A 17,394-nucleotide genomic window follows, 5' to 3' on the forward strand; every position below is an offset into this window, starting at 1 on the left:
GCGAGCTGCGGATCACCGCGCGGGAGCGGGGGACCGCAGCGGGTCGGGTCAGCCCAGGCGGGCGCCGGTGTCGCCGTCGAACAGGTGGGTGCGGTCCGGGTCGGGGACCAGGCGCAGGCGGGTCCCGCGCTCCGGCGGGGTGCGGGCGTCGACCCGGGCCACCAGCGTCGTCCCTGCGCCGTCGTGTCCCGCGGCCTCGGTGAGGGTGCCGTAGACGTAGGCGTCGGCCCCCAGCTCCTCGACGACGTCGACGGTCACCTCCAGCCCGTCCCCGGCCCCGGCCGGGCGCAGGTCCTCCGGCCGGATGCCGACCGTGACCGTGTCCGACGACCCGCCGGGCACCGGGATCCGCACCCCGCCGAGGGACACCGACCCGTCGGTGCCGGTGGGCACCGTCACCAGGTTCATCGCCGGTGACCCCACGAACCCGGCGACGAAGGCGTTCACCGGGCGCTCGTACAGCTCGCGCGGGGCGGCGCACTGCTGCAGCACCCCGCCCGACAGCACCGCGACGCGGTCGCCCATCGTCATCGCCTCCACCTGGTCGTGGGTGACGTAGACGGTGGTGACACCCAGGCGCCGCTGCAGGGAGGCGATCTGGGTCCGGGTGGACACCCGCAGCTTCGCGTCCAGGTTGGACAGCGGCTCGTCCATGCAGAACACGGCGGGCTCGCGCACGATCGCGCGGCCCATCGCGACCCGCTGGCGCTGCCCGCCCGACAGGGCACGCGGCTTGCGGTCCAGCAGTCCCTCCAGGTCGAGGATCTTCGCCGCCTCGGCGACGCGGCGGGCGATCTCGTCGCGCGGCCGGCCTGCGTTGGTCAGCGCGAAGCCCATGTTCGCGGCGACCGTCATGTGCGGGTAGAGCGCGTAGTTCTGGAACACCATCGCGATGTCGCGGTCCTTGGGCCGGACGTCGGTGACGTCGCGGTCGCCGATCCGGATGGCGCCGGCGTCGACGTCCTCCAGACCCGCGAGCATCCGCAGCGACGTCGACTTCCCGCAGCCGGACGGCCCGACGAGCACGAGGAACTCGCCGTCGGCGATCTCCAGGTCCAGCCCGTCGACGGCGGGGGTGTCCGAGCCGGGGTAGATCCGCGTCGCCGAGTCGTAGGTGACCGTTGCCATGTCAGCGTCCCGCCGTCAGATGTTGGGCTTCACGTCGGTGTCGAAGATCCGGGTCAGCGTGCCCTTGAGGGTGGTGAGCTCGCTCTGCACGTCGGCCCGCTGGTTGAGGATGTTGGCACAGGTCCGCGCGATCTCCTGGTCGGCACCCGGGAAGAACGCGCGCGCCCGGTCCTGGGTGCGGGTCCGGTCGAGCTGGTCGATCGCGACCTTGCGCAGCGGCGTCTGGGCGAGCAGTGGCCCGGTGTTCGCCGAGGTGCGGATCGGCAGGTAGCCGGTGGCCTGGGAGAACAGCACCGTGTTCTCCGGGCTGGTCAGGAACTTCGCGAAGGCCGCCGCGGCGAGCTGACGCTCCGGCGGGATCGCGGCCGGGATGCCGATGCCCGCGCCACCCGTCGGGCACACCGGGCCGGGGACCGGGCCCGCGGGCAGGAACCCGGCGCCCACGTCGAACTGCGCGGCGTCGAGCACGGTGACCAGCGAACCGGTCGAGCCCACCGTCGCCGACACCGCCCCGGCACCCAGGTCGGTGGTGCCGTCGGTCGCGGCGACGCCCGCCCAGCCCGAGGTCACCGCGTTCTGCAGGGCCGAGATCGCCCGGACGGCCTCGGGGGAGTCGCAGGTGACGTCCCACTCGTTCGACCAGGCGCCGCCCTCGCCCCAGAGGTTGTTCTGGAACGACCAGCCGGCGTAGTCGGCCAGGGCGGGGAGCTGGTACGCCTTCTGCGCGCCGGTGCCCGCGGCCTGCAGCCTCGGCCCCCACTCGGCCATCTCGGCCCAGGTCGCGGGCGCCCGGTCGGGCAGGCCGGCCTTCTGCCAGTGCGCCTTGTTGTAGTAGAAGATCGGCGTCGAACGCGCCCAGGGCAGCGCCCAGAGCTTGCCGTCGTAGCGGTAGTCCTCGATCAGCTGCTGCCGGTAGTCGGCGGTGTCGATGCCCGTCGCGGCGATCAGCGGATCCATCGGCACGATGGAGCGCTGCATGTAGTAGCGGAACCACCAGACGTCGGAGAGCACGACGAGGTCGGGCAGCTGGGAGCCGCCGCCGGCCTGCGCGGTCTGGAAGCGCTGGGCGATCTCCTCGTAGGTCGCGCCCGCGGTCACGAGGTTGACCGTGGTCCCCGGGTTGGCCCGCTGGTAGGCGTCGATGATCTGGCGGGACACCTTCTCCGAGCTGCCCGGGTTGTTCGTCCACCAGGTGACGGTCGTCGCCGGCTGCACCCCGGAGTAGTCGACCTCCGGGGCGTCGGCGGGCCCGCCGCCGCTGGTGGAGGGGCCGCCGCAGGCGGCCAGGGCCGCGGCGGCGCCGGTGATGCCGGCGAACTTCAGGAATCCGCGACGGTCGAGGTGCATGGCAGCTGGCGTCCTTTCGGGGGGAGGGGAGGAGGCGCGGGGGACGGTCTCAGTCCTTGACCGCGCCCTGGGTAAGCCCGGCGATGATGTGGCGCTGGAGGGCGATGAAGACGATCAGGACCGGCACGATCACGGCGACCGACCCGGCCATGAGCTGGCCGTAGGCCGCGGCCCGGTTGTCCACGTTGGCCAGCAGGGTGAGCCCGACGGGCAGCGTCATCATCTCCGGCCTGGAGATGATGACCAGCGGCCAGAGGTAGTCGTTCCACTCGTAGACGATCGTGATCAGCGCGACGGTGGCGACGGTCGGCGCGGACACAGGCAGGACGACCCGGGTGAGCCGGCGCCAGTGCCCGGCCCCGTCGAGCTCGGCGGCCTCCAGCAGGCTCGGCGGCAGCGTGCGGAAGTGCTGGCGCAGCAGGAACGTGCCGAACGCCGTCCCGAGACCGGGCAGGATGATGCCCCAGTACGTGTCCGCGCCGCCGAGCGCGGTGATGAGCGTGTAGTTGGGCAGCAGCGCCACCTGCGGCGGCACCATCAGCGTCACCAGCAGCCCGGCGAAGATCCAGTTCTTGAACGGGAACCGGACGAACACCAGCCCGTAGGCGGTGAACACGGCCAGCGCCACCTTGAGCACGGCACCGACCACGGTGACCAGCACTGAGTTGAGGAACACCCGGCCGAACGGCAGGCGCTCGGCGACGGTGGCGTAGTTCTCCGTCGTCGGCGCCGACGGCAGCAGTGCCGGGGTCTGGGTGATGATCTCGGTCAGTGGCTTGAACGACGACAGCGTCATCCACAGCAGCGGGAACAGCACGACGAGTACGGCCACCAGCAGCGGGACGTAGGCGCTGGTCACGACGTCGAACAGGGCCCGCGGCGACAGCGCGCGCGACGACCGGTGCTCCGGAGCGGTGGTGGTCATGCGTAGTGCACCCGCCGTTCCATCCACCGCAGCTGGACCAGGGTGAAGACCACCAGCACCACGAACAGGACCGTCGACACCGCCGCCGAGTAGCCTGCCCGGTTGCTGGAGCCGAAGGCCTGCAGGTAGGCCTCGTAGATCAACGTCGTCGTCCCCTGCCCGAGCGGGGTCATGATCCGGATCAGGTCGAAGGCCTGCAACGAGTTCAGCGCGCTCGTCACGACCAGGAAGAACGTCACCGGCGACAGGAGCGGCAGCACCACCCGGAAGAACGTGCGGGCCGACGACGCGCCGTCCAGCGCGGCGGCCTCCAGCAGGTCCTTCGGGATCGACTGCAGGCCCGCCAGGTAGATCACCGCGGCGTAGCCCATGTTCTTCCAGACGTAGACGATGCAGATCATCGTCAGCGACATCGACGGGTCGTTGAAGAAGTCCGGTGCGGTGCCGCCGAAGGCTCGCACCACCGCCCCCAGCACCCCGATCGACGGGTCGAACACGAACAGCCACACCAGCCCGACGCCGACCCCGGACAGCACGTAGGGGGAGAACACCGCGGCCCGCGCGACACCGGTACCCGGCACCCGCCGGTTGAGCGCCAGTGCGATCAGCAGACCCAGCACCATCGAGCCGCCGACCGTGACGACGGTGAACACCAGCGTCGTCCCGACGATCCCCGCCGACGACGGCGAGGTCAGGAACGTGACGTAGTTCCCGAGCCCCACGAACGTCGCCGACGGCGACCCGAGGGTCCAGTTCAGCAGCGAGTACCGGACGTTCTCGATCACCGGCCGGTAGGCGAAGGCGACGATCAGCGCCGCGTTGGGCAGCACCAGCGCGAGGAACACCCAGAAGTCGTGCCGGTCCCGGGCGGTGAAGCGGCGCCGTCGCCGCGGCGGGGGGCGCGAGGTCGCACCCGGCGCCGTCGGCGTCGAGGCGGACCGGGTGGGGGTGGACGTCACGTGACCTCACGTCTGTCGCAGGGGCGGCGCGCGGCCGCATCGTCGCGACCTCGCAGACCCTCGCAGTCTCGTGTGGCCCGGCCGCGTCACGTGTCCGGCGAACAGGTGAACGGCGGCACTCGGACGGGTGACGCGCAGGGTCCCCGCTACTCCGCCACGCGGCAGATGGCGAACGCCTCCGCCGGGACGGTGAACGAGGAGCCGTCGCTGGTCGTCGGCTCGGACGCCAGCAGGATGCGGGTGATCTCCGATCCGAGCGACAGCGTCACCGGCTCCGGGCCGAGGTTGACCACGACCCGCATCCGCCCGCGGGCGACGACGAGGGTGCGCGCCTGCTCGTGGACGTCCACACCGATCCGGTCCAGCCACGGGTCCGACAGTTCCGGCCAGGCGCGGCGCAGGGCGATGAGCTCACGGTGCATGCGCAGCAGGGTCGCGTGCGGCTCCTGCTCGGGCTCGGACCAGTCCAGCCGGGAGTCGGCGAAGGTCGACTCGGCGTTGGGGTCGGGCACCTCGGCGGCGTCGTCCCAGCCGTGGTCGGCGAACTCGGCGCGCCGGCCGTCGCGGACGGCCTTCTGCAGGTCCGGGTCGCCGAAGCGGGAGAAGAACTGCCACGGCGTGCGTGCGCCCCACTCCTCACCCATGAACAGCATCGGGGTGAATCCGGAGGTGAACAGCAGCGCCGCACCGCAGGCCAGCAGGCCGGGCGAGAGCGTGTGGGTGAGCCGGTCACCGGTGGCGCGGTTGCCGATCTGGTCGTGGTTCTGCAGGTAGGTGACCAGCCGCGAGCCGGGGATCCGCGCGGTGTCGATCGGGGCGCCGTGGCTGCGCTGCCGGAACGACGACCAGGTCCCCTCGTGCAGGAAGCCGCGGGTGAGCACGTGCGCCAGCCCGTCGAGACCGGCCTCGGCGAAGTCGCCGTAGTAGCCCTGGCCCTCGCCGGTGAGCACCGAGTGCAGGCAGTGGTGGACGTCGTCGGCCCACTGCGCGTCCAGGCCGTACCCGCCGCCCTCCCGCGCAGTGATCATCCGCGGGTCGTTGAGGTCGGACTCGGCGATCAGCGACAGCGGGCGCCCGACGTGCGCCTCCAGCGCGGTCACCTCGACGGCGAGCTGCTCCAGGACGTGCTGGGCCCGGGTGTCGCGCAGCGCGTGCACGGCGTCGATCCGCAGCCCGTCGACGTGGAAGTCGCGCAGCCACATCAGGGCGTTGTCGATCATGTAGCGGCGGACCTCGTCGGAGCCCGCGGCGTCGAGGTTCAGCGACGGACCCCAGATGTTGGAACCGGCGAAGTAGGGGCCGAACCGGTCCAGGTAGGCCCCGGACGGGCCGAGGTGGTTGTAGACGACGTCGAGGACGACACCCAGGCCGCGGGCGTGGCAGGCGTCGACGAAGCGCTTGAACGCGTCCGGGCCGCCGTAGTTCTCGGTGACGGCGTACCAGCCGACGCCGTCGTAGCCCCAGTTGACCGGCCCGTCGACGGCGTTGACCGGCAGCACCTCGACCAGGTCGACCCCGAGCGAGACCAGGTGGTCGAGCCGGCCGATCGCGGCGTCGAACGTGCCCGGCCCGGTGAACGTGCCGATGTGGCACTCGTAGAGCACCGACCCGGCCAGCGCGCGGCCGGTCCAGGTCTCGTCGGTCCACCAGAACGCCTCGTGGTCGTAGACGCGGGAGCGCTCGTGCACCCCCTTCGGCTGCCAGCGGGAACGGGGGTCGGGCAGCGGCGTCGCGTCGTCGTCGAGCAGGAACGCGTAGTCGGTCCCGTGCCCGTGGTCGGGCGCCTCGGTGCGCCACCAGCCCCCCGGGGAGGGATCGAGCGCGATGCGCTGGTCACCCACCAGCACGCTGACGCGGTTCCTGTCGGGGGCCCACACGGCGAACTCCGTCACGGGCGCCGATCCTTCCGCACCCGGTGGGGTCGGCGCGCGCCCGGCGGGGGGTGGGCCGGGTCACGCGCCGCTAGGCTGCCCCGATGAGCGACCCCGACGCCGGCGACGACCTCGACTCCGACGCGCAGCTGCAGCCGGAGGACACCCTGGAGTACGGCGGCGTGACCGACGTGCTCGACGAGGGCTACTCGCCGCCCGAGCGCCCGTGGAACGACCGCGACGACGAGACCCTCGACGAGCGCCTGGCCGACGAGGAGCCCGACACCTGGACGGCCGAGCTGGACGCGACCGCCGACGCGGAGGACCGCGACGACGCCCGCGCCGCCGGGGTCGTCGGCGACCCGGACTCCCGGGACGACTTCTCCGACGTCGACGACGCCACCGGCGACCTGCTCGGGGACGCCCCGGGTGCCGACGGCGAGCTGCTCGCCGACGACGAGGTGGGCGACCGCCGCGCCGGGCGCCTCACGATCGACGACGCGAGCTTCGACGGCAGCGACGGTGGGGAGAAGGACCTGGTGGCCGGCGACGCCGGCATCGACGGTGCCGGCGCCTCGGCCGAGGAGGCCGCGGTGCACGTCGTCGACGAGCCCTGACCCGCCGGACCCGTACGCGTCGCGCCCCGGCCGCCTGCGGGCGACCGGGGCGCGACGGGTGACGGATCAGGCGGGGCGGACCAGCAGCGCGACGGGGTAGCGGGCGAGCAGGTCGGCCAGCGCGGGCGCGGGCCCGTCCACCGGACGGTTCGCGATCATGTCGTGCCAGTCGTCGAAGCCGCCGGGAAGTGGCAGCCGGGTGTCGTCCCAGCCGCCCCGGCGGGCCAGCCCCTCGGGCAGCCGGGTCGCCACGGCGACGAGCGCGCCCCCGCCCCGCGAGAACGCGACGGCGTGCTCCGCCGCCGGGCCCTGGGCGTCGACCCGGCCGTAGCCGCTGAACAGCTCGGGCCGGAACCGCCGCAGCCGCGCCGTCGCCGAGGTGACCAGCAGCTTGGCCGCGCCGGTCGGGTCGACCGGCGGCTGCTCGCCCGCGTCGAGGCGCTCCAGGATCGCCCGCCGGGCGTCCCAGTCGACCGGGCGCCGGTTGTCCGGGTCGACCAGCGAGTACTCGAACAGCTCGGTGCCCTGGTAGACGTCCGGCACGCCGGGCCCGGCCATCTGGAGCAGCTTCTGGGCCAGCGAGTTCGACCGGCCCGGGTCGGCGATCTCCCCGACGAACGCCTCGATCTCGGCGACGAGCTCGGCGTCGGCGAGGACCTGCTCCGGCCAGGCCGCGATCGCCTCGTCGACCTCGGGCACGGCGTCGATGTGCGAGGTCACCAGCTTGGCCTCCTTGGACGCCTTGCCCAGGTAGCCGGCGAGCCGGTCGGCCGGGATCGGCCACGCCCCGACCAGCGACTGCCAGGCCAGCAGCTCCAGCGAGCGGTCGGGCAGCGGGTGGCGCACCGACCACTCGCGGACCTTCGCCGCCCAGTCCGCGGGTCGCTCGGCCAGGACGGCGAGCCGGGCCCGGACGTCCTCGGAGCGCTTCGTGTCGTGGGTGGACAGCGAGGTCATCGTGCGCGACCGGCCGGCCTCGCGGCGGGCCAGCCCGACGTGGAACTCCTCGGGGGTCACCCCGAACCGGGCCGGGTCGCCGCCGACCTCGTTCAGCGCGACGAGCCGGTTGTACCGGTAGAACGCGGTGTCCTCGACGCCCTTGGCGGTGACCATGCCCGAGGTCTGCTGCAACCGGGTCGCGTACTCCGAGCCGGGCTCGCGGACCAGCCCGCTGTGCAACGCGGTGAGCACCGCGCCCAGGTCCGGTCGCCGTGTGCGGGCCACGGCGACGGCGGTGTCGGCGGCCGCGCGGCCCTCGGTGATCCGCGGCGTCAGGTACGAGCGGTAGACCGGGAACCCGCACAGCAGCTCGGCGACCGCGTCGTGCAGGTCCTCCGCGGTGACCTCGGCCAGGTCGAGCCCGGTCGCCGCCGAGTCCGCACCGGGGCCGGCCCGGAAGGCGTTGGCGATCCGGCGGACCTCGGCGACCAGGATCTCGCGGGCGACGAGGTGGCGGCCGTCGTCCTCGACGGCGTGCGCGGAGCGCTTCTCCCCGGTGTGTTCGGCGGCGAACTGGGTGAGCAGCCCGGCACCGTCGGGGTCGACGAGCACCCCGCAGACCTCGCGCAGCGCCTCGTAGCCGGTGGTGCCGTCGACCGGCCAGGAGATCGGCAGCTCCTCGTCGAGGCCCAGGATCTTCTCCACCAGCAGCCACTTGCCGGGGCCGAGCTCGGCGCGCAGCCGCCGCGCGTAGGCACCCGGGTCGGACAGGCCGTCCGGGTGGTCCACCCGCAGCCCGACGACGGTGTCGTCGGAGCGCACGAGGTCGAGCACGGTGCGGTGGGTGTCGGCGAAGACCTCCGGGTCCTCGACCCGGACCGCGGCGAGGTCGCTGACGTCGAAGAACCGCCGGTAGGTCAGCTCGGCGGCGCCGCGTCGCCAGGACACGAGCCGGTAGTGCTGGCGTGCGTGCACCTCCTTGGCGGTGCCCTCGCCGGTGCCGGGGGCGATCGGGAAGCGGTGCTCGTGGTAGCGCAGCTCCCCGTCGAGGACCGACAGCTGCGACAGCGCGGTGTCCTCGTCGGCGTCCAGCACCGGGAGCAGCAGCGCGCCGGCGCCCCAGTCGATGTCGAAGTGCCGGGCCCAGCGCGAGGCCTGGCCGTGCGTGAGCACGTCCCACCACCACGGGTTCTCGGCGGGCTTCGCGACGCCGACGTGGTTGGGCACGATGTCGATCAGCATCGTCAGGCCGTGCTCGCGCAGCGTCGCGAGCAGCGACCGCAGCCCCTGCTCGCCGCCGCGCTCACCCGACACCCGGGTCGGGTCGGTCACGTCGTAGCCGTGGGTGGACCCGGCCGTGGACTCCAGCAGGGGTGAGGCGTAGAGCGCCCCGACCCCCAGCCGGTCCAGGTAGCCGGTCAGCGCGGCGGCGTCGGCGAAGGTCTGCTCCGCCGAGAGCTGCAGCCGGTAGGTCGATCCCGGAAGGCGGGTCACGCCTCAGCCCTTCGATCGCAGGACGAGCAGGGAACGGGCGGGCAGGGTCAGCACCGAGCCCGCGGACACCGGGTCGAGGTCGGTCCCCGTGACGCCGGCGGCGTTCGGCGGGTGCACCTCGCCCGAGTGGGTGTCGACGACGATCTCCCACGCCTGCCCGAACTCGGTGGGCGGGAGCGTGGTGTCGATGTCCTCCCAGAAGGAGTTGAAGCACAGCAGGAACGAGTCGTCGACGATCCGCTGGCCGCGCTGGTCGACGTCGGCGATCTGGCTGCCGTTGAGGAACACGACCACCGAGCGGCCCAGGTCGTTGTCCCAGTCCTCCTCGGTCATCTCCCGCCCGGCGGGGGTGAACCAGCCGATGTCGGCGACGTCCTCGCTGGTGGAGGACCGGCCGATCGGGCGGCCGGCGAAGAACCGGCGCCGGCGGAACACCGGGTGGGCGTGCCGCAGCGCGGCGACGCCCGCGGTGAAGGTGGTCAGGTCGTCGTGCTTGCCCGCGAGCTCCCAGTCCTGCCAGGCGATCTCGTTGTCCTGGCAGTAGACGTTGTTGTTGCCGCCCTGGGTGCGTCCGGCCTCGTCGCCGTGCAGCAGCATCGGGGTGCCCTGGGACAGCAGCAGCGTCGCCAGGAAGTTGCGCTGCTGGCGGGCCCGCAGCTCGACGATGGTCTCGTCGTCGGTGGGACCCTCGACGCCGCAGTTCCAGGACCGGTTGTGGCTCTCGCCGTCGTTGCCGCCCTCGCCGTTGGCCTCGTTGTGCTTCTCGTTGTACGAGACGAGGTCGGCCAGGGTGAACCCGTCGTGCGCGGTCACGAAGTTGATCGAGGCGAACGGGCGGCGGCCGTCGGCCTGGTAGAGGTCCGAGCTGCCGGTGATCCGCGACGCGAACTCGCCCAGGGTGCCCGCCTCACCGCGCCAGAAGTCGCGCACTGTGTCGCGGTACTTGCCGTTCCACTCGGTCCACAGCGGCGGGAAGTTGCCGACCTGGTAGCCGCCGGGGCCGACGTCCCACGGCTCGGCGATCAGCTTGACCTGCGAGATCACCGGGTCCTGCTGGACGAGGTCGAAGAAGGTCGACAGCCGGTCGACGTCGTAGAACTCGCGGGCCAGGGTGGAGGCCAGGTCGAAGCGGAAGCCGTCGACGTGCATCTCGGTCACCCAGTACCGCAGCGAGTCCATGATCAGCTGCAGGGTGTGCGGGTTGCGGACGTTGAGGGAGTTCCCGGTGCCCGTGTAGTCCATGTAGTAGCGGGGGTCGTCGTCGACCAGCCGGTAGTAGGCGTGGTTGTCGATGCCGCGCATGGACAGCGTCGGGCCCATGTCCGAGCCCTCGGCGGTGTGGTTGTAGACCACGTCGAGGATGACCTCGATGCCGGCGTCGTGCAGGTCGCGCACCATCGCCTTGAACTCCGCGACCTGGGTGCCGGACCGGATCGAGCCCGACGAGTACGCGTGGTGCGGGGCCAGGAAGCCGATGGTGTTGTAGCCCCAGTAGTTCGACAGGCCCTTCTCGGTGAGGTGGTGGTCCTGCACGAACTCGTGCACCGGCATGAGCTCGACGGCGGTGATCCCGAGCCGCTTGTAGTGCTCGATCATCGCCGGGTGCGCCACGCCGGAGTAGGTGCCGCGCAGCTCCTCCTCGACGTCCGGGTGCTGGATCGTCAGTCCCTTGACGTGCGCCTCGTAGACGACGGTCTCGTTGTAGGGGATCTTCGGCGGGCGGTCCGAGCCCCAGTCGAAGTACGGGTTGACGACGACCGACTTCGGCACGTGCGGCGCGGAGTCGGTGTCGTTGCGCGAGTCCGGGTCGCCGAAGTTGTAGCCGAACACGGCCTCGTCCCAGTCGACCGGGCCGTCGAGGGCCTTGGCGTAGGGGTCGATGACCAGCTTGTTCGGGTTGCACCGCAGACCCTGGGCCGGGTCGTAGGGACCGTGCACGCGGTAGCCGTAGCGCTGGCCGGGCTCGATGCCGGGCAGGTAGCCGTGCCAGACGAAGCCGTCGACCTCGGTCAGCGGGACCCGGGTCTCGGCGAGTCCGCCGGGCGCGCCCGGGTCGGGGGAGAACAGGCACAGCTCCACGGCGTCGGCGACCTCGGAGAACAGTGCGAAGTTGGTGCCGGTGCCGTCGTAGCTGGCACCCAGCGGATAGGCGTGCCCGGGCCAGGCCTGCATGGTCTGTGTCCTCTCGTCGCGTACCCCCGGCCGCAGGCCGCTGGCACGCTCACACTGTGTAGGGCGGGCTCCGTTGCCGCATGGTGGACGGGGCCGCCGGCGGCCCACGCCACATCACCGTCACGTCCGCAGCTGCTGCGGACGGGGGCGGTCGATCGTCCCAGGGGCGGTCAGGAGTCGGCGAGCCGGGCGGGGAAGCCGCCGGTGGCGACAGGGCTCCACCGGGTCGGGGTGATGCGGATCAAAGCCTTCCCCTGGTCGGCCATGGCCCGGCGGTACTCGTCCCAGTCCGGGTGCTCGCCGGAGACGGCGCGGAAGTAGTCGGCCAGCGGCTCGAGCGCGTCGGGCAGCGTGATGAGCTCGGCGTCGCCCTCGACCTGCACCCAGGCGCCGTCGAACTCCTCGCTCAGCACGACGACCGCGGCCCTGCCGGCCCTCGCGACGTTGGCCGACTTGGCGCGCTCGGGATAGGTGGAGATCACGATGCGCCCCTCGTCGTCGACGCCGCCGGTGACCGGGGAGGCCTGCACGCCGCCGTCGGAACGGGTGGTCATCAGCACCATGTGGTGCCGGGGACGGACGAACTCGAGCAGCTCGTCCCGGTCGACGCGGTCACTGCGGGCGATGGTGCGGGGCATGCCCGGAATCCTAGGGCGGCCGGGGGCCCCGCGCCCGCCGTTCCTCACCCCGCGCCGCGGGCCACTAGGGTCCGGATCCGTGGCCACCGTCTTCACGAAGATCATCAGCGGCGAGATCCCGGGCCGGTTCGTCTGGGCCGACGAGCAGTGCGTGGGGTTCCTGTCGATCAACCCGCTCGGCCCGGGGCACACCCTCGTCGTGCCGCGCGCCGAGATCGACCAGTGGGTCGACGCCGACGCCGGCCTCGTCGCCCACCTCACCGGGGTGGCACGGACCGTCGGACTCGCGGTGCGGGAGATCTGGTCGCCGCCCCGGGTGGGTCTGCTGGTCGCCGGGTTCGAGGTGCCCCACCTGCACGTCCACGTGTTCCCGGCCTGGGACATGCGGGCCTTCGACTTCGCGAACGCGGCCGCCACCGTCGACGGCGCCGAGCAGGACGGGCACGCCGAGGCCCTGCGCGCGGCGCTGCGGGCCGCCGGACACGACGCGCACGTCCCGGGCTGAGCGGGTGCACCTGCTGCTCGTCCGGCACGCGCTGCCCGAGGCCGTCGAGCACGACGACGGCACGCACGCCGACCCGGGCCTCGCGCCGCAGGGCCTGGAGCAGGCCGCCCGGCTGGTCGACGCGCTGGCCGGCACCCCGGTCGACGCGCTGTACACCAGCACGATGCTCCGGGCGGTCCAGACCGCGGAGCCGCTCGCGCGCGAGCGCGGCCTCACCCCGCACACCCGGTCCGACCTGCGCGAGTACGACGCAGAACGCTCGCTCTACGTCCCGGTCGCCCGGATGGCGCAGGCCGACCCGGCGGCATGGGCGCGGATGCGGGCCGGGCACCTGCCCGACCACGTCGACGGCGCCGCGTTCCGGGCCCGGGTGCGTGCCGGGATCGAGGACGTCGTCGCGGCACACCCGGGCCGGGCGACGGTGGTCGTCGTCGCCCACGCGGGCGTGGTCAACGCCTACCTCGCCGAGGTGCTGGGCATCGGACGGGACCTGCCGTTCCCCCTGGACTACGTCGGCCTCTCACGGGTGGTGTGCGCACGCGACGGGATGCGCAAGGTCGCGACGGTGAATGAGACCGCCCACGTCGCGGACCTGCTCTGACCTCCACCGCCGACCGTTGCGCAACGGTCGTCGACCGCTTGCCGTCGACCGTTTGCCGTGGACGGAGGCGCACGTGATGGACGTGTGCCCCCGCTCGTACGCCGTTCGCCGCCGTCGTTACGCCGCCCGGCTTCGGACGGGTGATCCAGGACGCCGAGCGGGCGGGCTGTACCTACGCTCGGCTGCGTCTCCGCCCGACGACGATGCCGAGGTCGTGGGGCCCCGTCCAGGGCGGGTGCCGGATCCCGGCACGGGCCACCTACGGACTCCGAAGGGACCGCACGCCGATGGCCGAGCGCGGAGGCTCCGGGACGCGGGACGACGAACGTCGCGTCCCCACTCCCGCCGGTCCTCCCGTCGCGCGTGGCGCCTTCTCGGTCCGCGACGTCCGCGACGTCCGCGCGGACGTCCGCGCGCTGCGCCTGCTCGCCCTCGGCGCCGTCCGGATGCCCCGTCCGGATGCGCCGCCCGGCGGGTCCGGGGGCGGTCGCATGCCCCCGGCAGGTGTGGTTCCCGGTGGTCACCGGCCTCGGTCGCGCACGACGTCACCGGCGCCGCACGGTCCCGACGGCACGATCGCCCCAGTTCGTTCGGGCAGGCACCGGTGACCGCGATCCGGGGTGAGGACGCCGAACGGCCCCGCTGGCCCTCGCGCGGGCTGCCGGCCCGGGTACTCGCCGTGCTGGTGCTGGTGGAGCTCACCGCGGTGGTGCTCGTCGTGACCGACGTGGCGCGGCTGCCGTGGGACCGCGCCACCGGCATGCTGGCGCTGGGCGCCCTCGGTCTCGCCGCACTCGGCGCGCTGCACACCGAGATGGCGTCCGGCATCGACCGGGTGCGCCGGCGCGGAGCGCAGGTCACCTACTTCGACCTGTCGACGGTCTGGACCTTCGCGGCCGCGCTGCTGCTGCCGCCGGGGGTGGCGGGCCTGGTGGTCGTCGCGGTCTACGGCCACCTGTGGTGGCGGGTCTGGCGCCCGGCCGGGGCGAAGCTGTATCGGCACGTCTACACCACCGCGACCGTCGTGCTCGCCGCGATGGCCGCCTCGGTCCTCGTCTCGTCCGACTCGCTCACCGCGGCGGCGGGGCTCGGCGGTGCGAGCCAGGTGGTCGGCTACCTGTCGCTGCTGCTGGCCATGGCGGTCTACGGGCTGGTCAACCAGGTCCTCGTCGCGACCGCGCTGGCCCTGACCTCGCCGGATCGTCCCGACTGGCGACGCCTGATGGGGGACTGGGACGACCACGTGCTCGAGGGCGCGACGCTCTGCCTGGCGGTGCTGGCCGCGCTCGCGGTGCAGCGCCATGTGCTCCTTGCGCTGCTGGTCCTCCCGCCGCTGTTGGTGCTGCACCGGGCGGTGCTGATCCGGCAGCTGGAGGAGCGGGCGAACACCGACGCCAAGACCAACCTGCTCACCGCGGTCGCGTGGCGGGGCCGGGCGCACCGGGCGCTCACCCGGGCCCGGCGCCAGCGCGGTGCCGTCGCGGTGCTGATCCTCGACCTGGACCACTTCAAGGCCGTCAACGACGGCTACGGCCACCTCGCCGGCGACGAAGTGCTCACCGCTGTCGCCGCGACGCTGAAGGCCCAGGTCCGCGAGGTCGACCCGGTCGGGCGCTTCGGTGGGGAGGAGTTCGTCGTCCTCCTCGCCGGGCTGCCGGTGGGGCCGGAGGGGTGCGCGCTCGCCCACGGCGCGGCCGAGCGCATCCGGCGGACCATCCGGTCGCTGACGGTGCACGTCGACGGCCCGGGCGGCGGCATCACCATCCGCGACCTGTCGGTGTCGGTCGGGGTCGCGGTGACCGGCGGCGACGGCGAGTCCCTCGACGACCTGCTGCAGGTCGCCGACCACGCCCTCTACGCCGCCAAACGTGCCGGACGCGACCAGGTCCGGATCGGGCGCGACGGGAGCGTCCCCGGCTACTGAGCCCCGGCCACTGAGCGCCGGCGGCAGGGCCCCGGTGCCGCGGCGGCGGCAGGACGGGACGGGTCAGGCGTGCTCGGGCTCGGCCGGGAAGGTGTGCCGCCCGATCCGCACGGCGTCGCGCCCGGCGCGTTTGGCGGCGTAGAGGGCGGAGTCCGCGACCTCGAGCAGCCCGGTCAGGGCGTGGCCGTCGTCGGGGAACAGCGCCCCGCCGATCGAGACGGTGATCCCGGTCCGGGACGGAGGGCCGTCGGTCCCGGGGGCGGCCGGGGGCGGTGCGGGCAGCCGCTGGGCGGGGACCCCGTCCACCGGTGCCACCGGGTCGGACTCACCCGCGATCCGCCTGCGCAGGCGCTCGGCGATCTGCCGGACCTCCTCGCGCCCGTCGTGCCCGGACAGCCGGGGGAGCAGCACGACGAACTCCTCCCCGCCGAACCGGCCGACGAGGTCGTGGTCGCGCAGCTCCTCGCGCAGTACCCGGGCGGTGGCGGCGAGGACCTGGTCGCCGTAGAGGTGGCCGTGGGTGTCGTTGATCTCCTTGAAGTGGTCCAGATCGAGGATCAGCAGCGCCGCCGGCCGCCGTTCGCGTTCGGCGATGGCCAGCTCGTGGGTGCCGCGCAGGTGCCAGGCCGCGTGGTTGAGCAGCCCGGTCTTGGAGTCGGTGTCGGCGCGTTCGCGCAGCTTGCGGACCAGGATCGTGCGGTGCAGCGCGAGGATCGGCGGCACCGCGAGCAGCGCGACGAACGGGCCGCTCGCGGCCAGCGCCCCCGCCGTCAGCGCCCCCAGGCAGAGGGTCGCCAGCTCCAGGGTGAGCTCGTCGCCGCCGAACAGGATCCGCACCACCCGGGTGTCCGGGCTGGCCACCGCGACCACACCGAGCACCAGGCAGGTGTTGACGACGGTGTAGGTCAGCAGCGCGAGCAGCAGCGCGACGACGTCGGGCAGGCTGCCGTAGAGCTCACCGGGCCGGGTCGCGGCGAGCACCCCGGCCGCGGCGTGCACGGAGAGGATCACCGTCGCGGTGCTGTAGACCTCGCGGTAGACCGGCCTGCGGTCCGGGGGCGGCACCGGCCGCAGCACCCGGACGTAGAGGTGGGTGTAGACGACCACCACCACGAACGCGCCCAGGACCGGTGGCAGCAGCAGGGCCGAGGCGACCGTCCAGACCGAGGTCAGGTTCACGTGATGGGTCTCGGCGGTGTAGCGCCGGACGCGCTCGATGCCGGCCACGACCTCGGTGTGCAGGATCCCGGCCACGGTCAGGGTGACGAGCAGCACCAGCGTCGGGCGGTCGAGCCGGGGCGGGTGCAGCAGCCCGGCGAGGACCAGGCAGACCGCCAGCAGCTCCACGGCGAGGACCGGGCCGAGCAGCCGACCCGGGATGGACCAGATCGGCCAGCGGGTGACCTGGTGCAACCGGACCGGTTCCGGGGCCATGCGTCCCTCCCTCGGCCGGCGTCGTACCACCCGATCCTGCCCGTCCGCTGCGGCGAGCGGGATGCCGCCGCGCCGTGATCCTAGCCGCACCCGTCGCGTTCCGTGATCGATACGACGTCGTGATCGAGTCGTAGCTGCTCGGACGAGTGTCCTCGTCACGCTGGGTGTCACCGGCAGGGCCGGGTCGGTGATGGTCGACGTCGCAATGGTGCTCCCTGGTTTGTTCGTCGGCCGACCGCGGTCCACTCTTTCCGGCGACGGCGTCGAGAAATGGATGAGAGACCATGTCGGTGTGTCCGGCAATTGCTGTCCGTGACGGTGTGGCAGCACCACTACGTGCGGGATGTCGATCAGGAAAGGAGATCATCGTGCGCAACTGGGGTTGGTGAGGGCATCCGCCGCAATGGCCGCGGCCATTGAGGTGTTCTCAGTAGCGGGGTGGCAGGTCGTGGCGACACGCCGAGGGTGGTGAGATGAGCGGGAACGGGGCAGGACCCCGGTAGATCGGTTCGGTCCAGCACAGATCGACACCGTCACCGAGGTCCTGCATGTCTGATCCTGTCACCTACACCGCTGTCCTCCCGATCGGGGAGCGCACCGTGGCCTATCTGGCGCGGCTCCTGGTCCTTCAACGCCGTCGACGTGGCACCCGGCGGCGGGCGTTGACCCCGTTCGCCCAGGCAGTGCTGGTGATCCGCTGGTTCTGTGATGCTACCCGGGTCCGATGTTCGGCCGGTGACAACGCGATCAGCACTGCAACGGCCTACCGTTACCTGCACGAAGGCATCGACGTCCTCGCCGCGGCCGCACCCGGCCTGCACGGAGCCCTGCTCGCCGCCC

13 protein-coding genes and 1 pseudogene are annotated in these 17,394 nt (G+C 72.9%); 5 read left to right on the forward strand and 9 right to left on the reverse strand.

Annotated features, from left to right (window positions below; all coding sequences use genetic code 11):
• Window positions 1-48: 48 nt before the first annotated feature.
• From ugpC to treZ, 5 genes are all read right to left on the reverse strand, one after another.
• Window positions 49-1,128, reverse strand: coding sequence for a sn-glycerol-3-phosphate ABC transporter ATP-binding protein UgpC (gene ugpC / locus Ae505Ps2_RS18615; RefSeq protein ID WP_020624014.1), 1,080 nt, complete (start codon window positions 1,126-1,128; stop codon window positions 49-51).
• 15 nt (window positions 1,129-1,143) lie between these two features.
• On the reverse strand, window positions 1,144-2,475 hold the full coding sequence (locus Ae505Ps2_RS18620) for an ABC transporter substrate-binding protein (RefSeq protein WP_075305669.1): 1,332 nt from the start codon (window positions 2,473-2,475) through the stop codon (window positions 1,144-1,146).
• A gap of 49 nt (window positions 2,476-2,524) precedes the next feature.
• Entirely contained in the window at window positions 2,525-3,400 is an 876-nt protein-coding gene (locus tag Ae505Ps2_RS18625) for a carbohydrate ABC transporter permease (protein WP_075305670.1), read from the reverse strand.
• On the reverse strand, window positions 3,397-4,359 hold the full coding sequence (locus Ae505Ps2_RS18630; RefSeq protein WP_075305671.1) for a sugar ABC transporter permease: 963 nt from the start codon (window positions 4,357-4,359) through the stop codon (window positions 3,397-3,399). The genes Ae505Ps2_RS18625 and Ae505Ps2_RS18630 overlap by 4 nt, the downstream gene beginning before the upstream one ends.
• Window positions 4,360-4,505: 146 nt before the next feature.
• A complete protein-coding gene (gene treZ, locus Ae505Ps2_RS18635) occupies window positions 4,506-6,251 on the reverse strand; it encodes a malto-oligosyltrehalose trehalohydrolase (RefSeq protein WP_075305672.1) in 1,746 nt (581 codons plus the stop codon).
• 83 nt (window positions 6,252-6,334) lie between these two features.
• On the opposite strand from treZ, the gene Ae505Ps2_RS18640 reads away from it, so the two are divergent.
• Complete coding sequence (locus tag Ae505Ps2_RS18640; protein ID WP_075333216.1) at window positions 6,335-6,847, forward strand: DUF5709 domain-containing protein; 513 nt, start codon at window positions 6,335-6,337, stop codon at window positions 6,845-6,847.
• A gap of 66 nt (window positions 6,848-6,913) precedes the next feature.
• Here the strand turns inward: Ae505Ps2_RS18640 and treY are convergent, their stop codons facing one another.
• The 3 genes from treY to Ae505Ps2_RS18655 all read right to left on the reverse strand — a co-directional run bounded on the left by treY (window position 6,914) and on the right by Ae505Ps2_RS18655 (window position 12,090).
• On the reverse strand, window positions 6,914-9,280 hold the full coding sequence (gene treY, locus Ae505Ps2_RS18645) for a malto-oligosyltrehalose synthase (protein ID WP_075305674.1): 2,367 nt from the start codon (window positions 9,278-9,280) through the stop codon (window positions 6,914-6,916).
• 3 nt (window positions 9,281-9,283) lie between these two features.
• A complete protein-coding gene (glgX, locus tag Ae505Ps2_RS18650) occupies window positions 9,284-11,452 on the reverse strand; it encodes a glycogen debranching protein GlgX (RefSeq protein ID WP_020624021.1) in 2,169 nt (722 codons plus the stop codon).
• Window positions 11,453-11,622: 170 nt separating this feature from the next.
• Window positions 11,623-12,090, reverse strand: coding sequence for a PPOX class F420-dependent oxidoreductase (locus Ae505Ps2_RS18655; RefSeq protein ID WP_075305676.1), 468 nt, complete (start codon window positions 12,088-12,090; stop codon window positions 11,623-11,625).
• A gap of 79 nt (window positions 12,091-12,169) precedes the next feature.
• On the opposite strand from Ae505Ps2_RS18655, the gene Ae505Ps2_RS18660 reads away from it, so the two are divergent.
• The 3 genes from Ae505Ps2_RS18660 (at window position 12,170) to Ae505Ps2_RS18670 (ending at window position 15,120) form a co-directional block, all read left to right on the forward strand.
• A complete protein-coding gene (locus Ae505Ps2_RS18660; protein WP_075305677.1) occupies window positions 12,170-12,595 on the forward strand; it encodes an HIT family protein in 426 nt (141 codons plus the stop codon).
• Window positions 12,596-12,599: 4 nt separating this feature from the next.
• Window positions 12,600-13,196: a histidine phosphatase family protein gene (locus Ae505Ps2_RS18665; protein ID WP_020624024.1), complete on the forward strand. Its 597-nt coding sequence runs from the start codon at window positions 12,600-12,602 to the stop codon at window positions 13,194-13,196.
• Between the two features lie 604 nt (window positions 13,197-13,800).
• Window positions 13,801-15,120: a GGDEF domain-containing protein gene (locus tag Ae505Ps2_RS18670; protein ID WP_083702305.1), complete on the forward strand. Its 1,320-nt coding sequence runs from the start codon at window positions 13,801-13,803 to the stop codon at window positions 15,118-15,120.
• Between the two features lie 63 nt (window positions 15,121-15,183).
• On the opposite strand, the gene Ae505Ps2_RS18675 is transcribed toward Ae505Ps2_RS18670, so the two are convergent.
• Complete coding sequence (locus Ae505Ps2_RS18675) at window positions 15,184-16,554, reverse strand: GGDEF domain-containing protein (protein WP_075553818.1); 1,371 nt, start codon at window positions 16,552-16,554, stop codon at window positions 15,184-15,186.
• A gap of 620 nt (window positions 16,555-17,174) precedes the next feature.
• Here Ae505Ps2_RS18675 and Ae505Ps2_RS33545 point away from each other — a divergent pair.
• Window positions 17,175-17,394: pseudogene (locus Ae505Ps2_RS33545) on the forward strand (IS5/IS1182 family transposase); the annotation flags it as partial.

This window comes from Pseudonocardia sp. Ae505_Ps2 (assembly GCF_001932425.1).
Lineage (GTDB): Bacteria > Actinomycetota > Actinomycetes > Mycobacteriales > Pseudonocardiaceae > Pseudonocardia.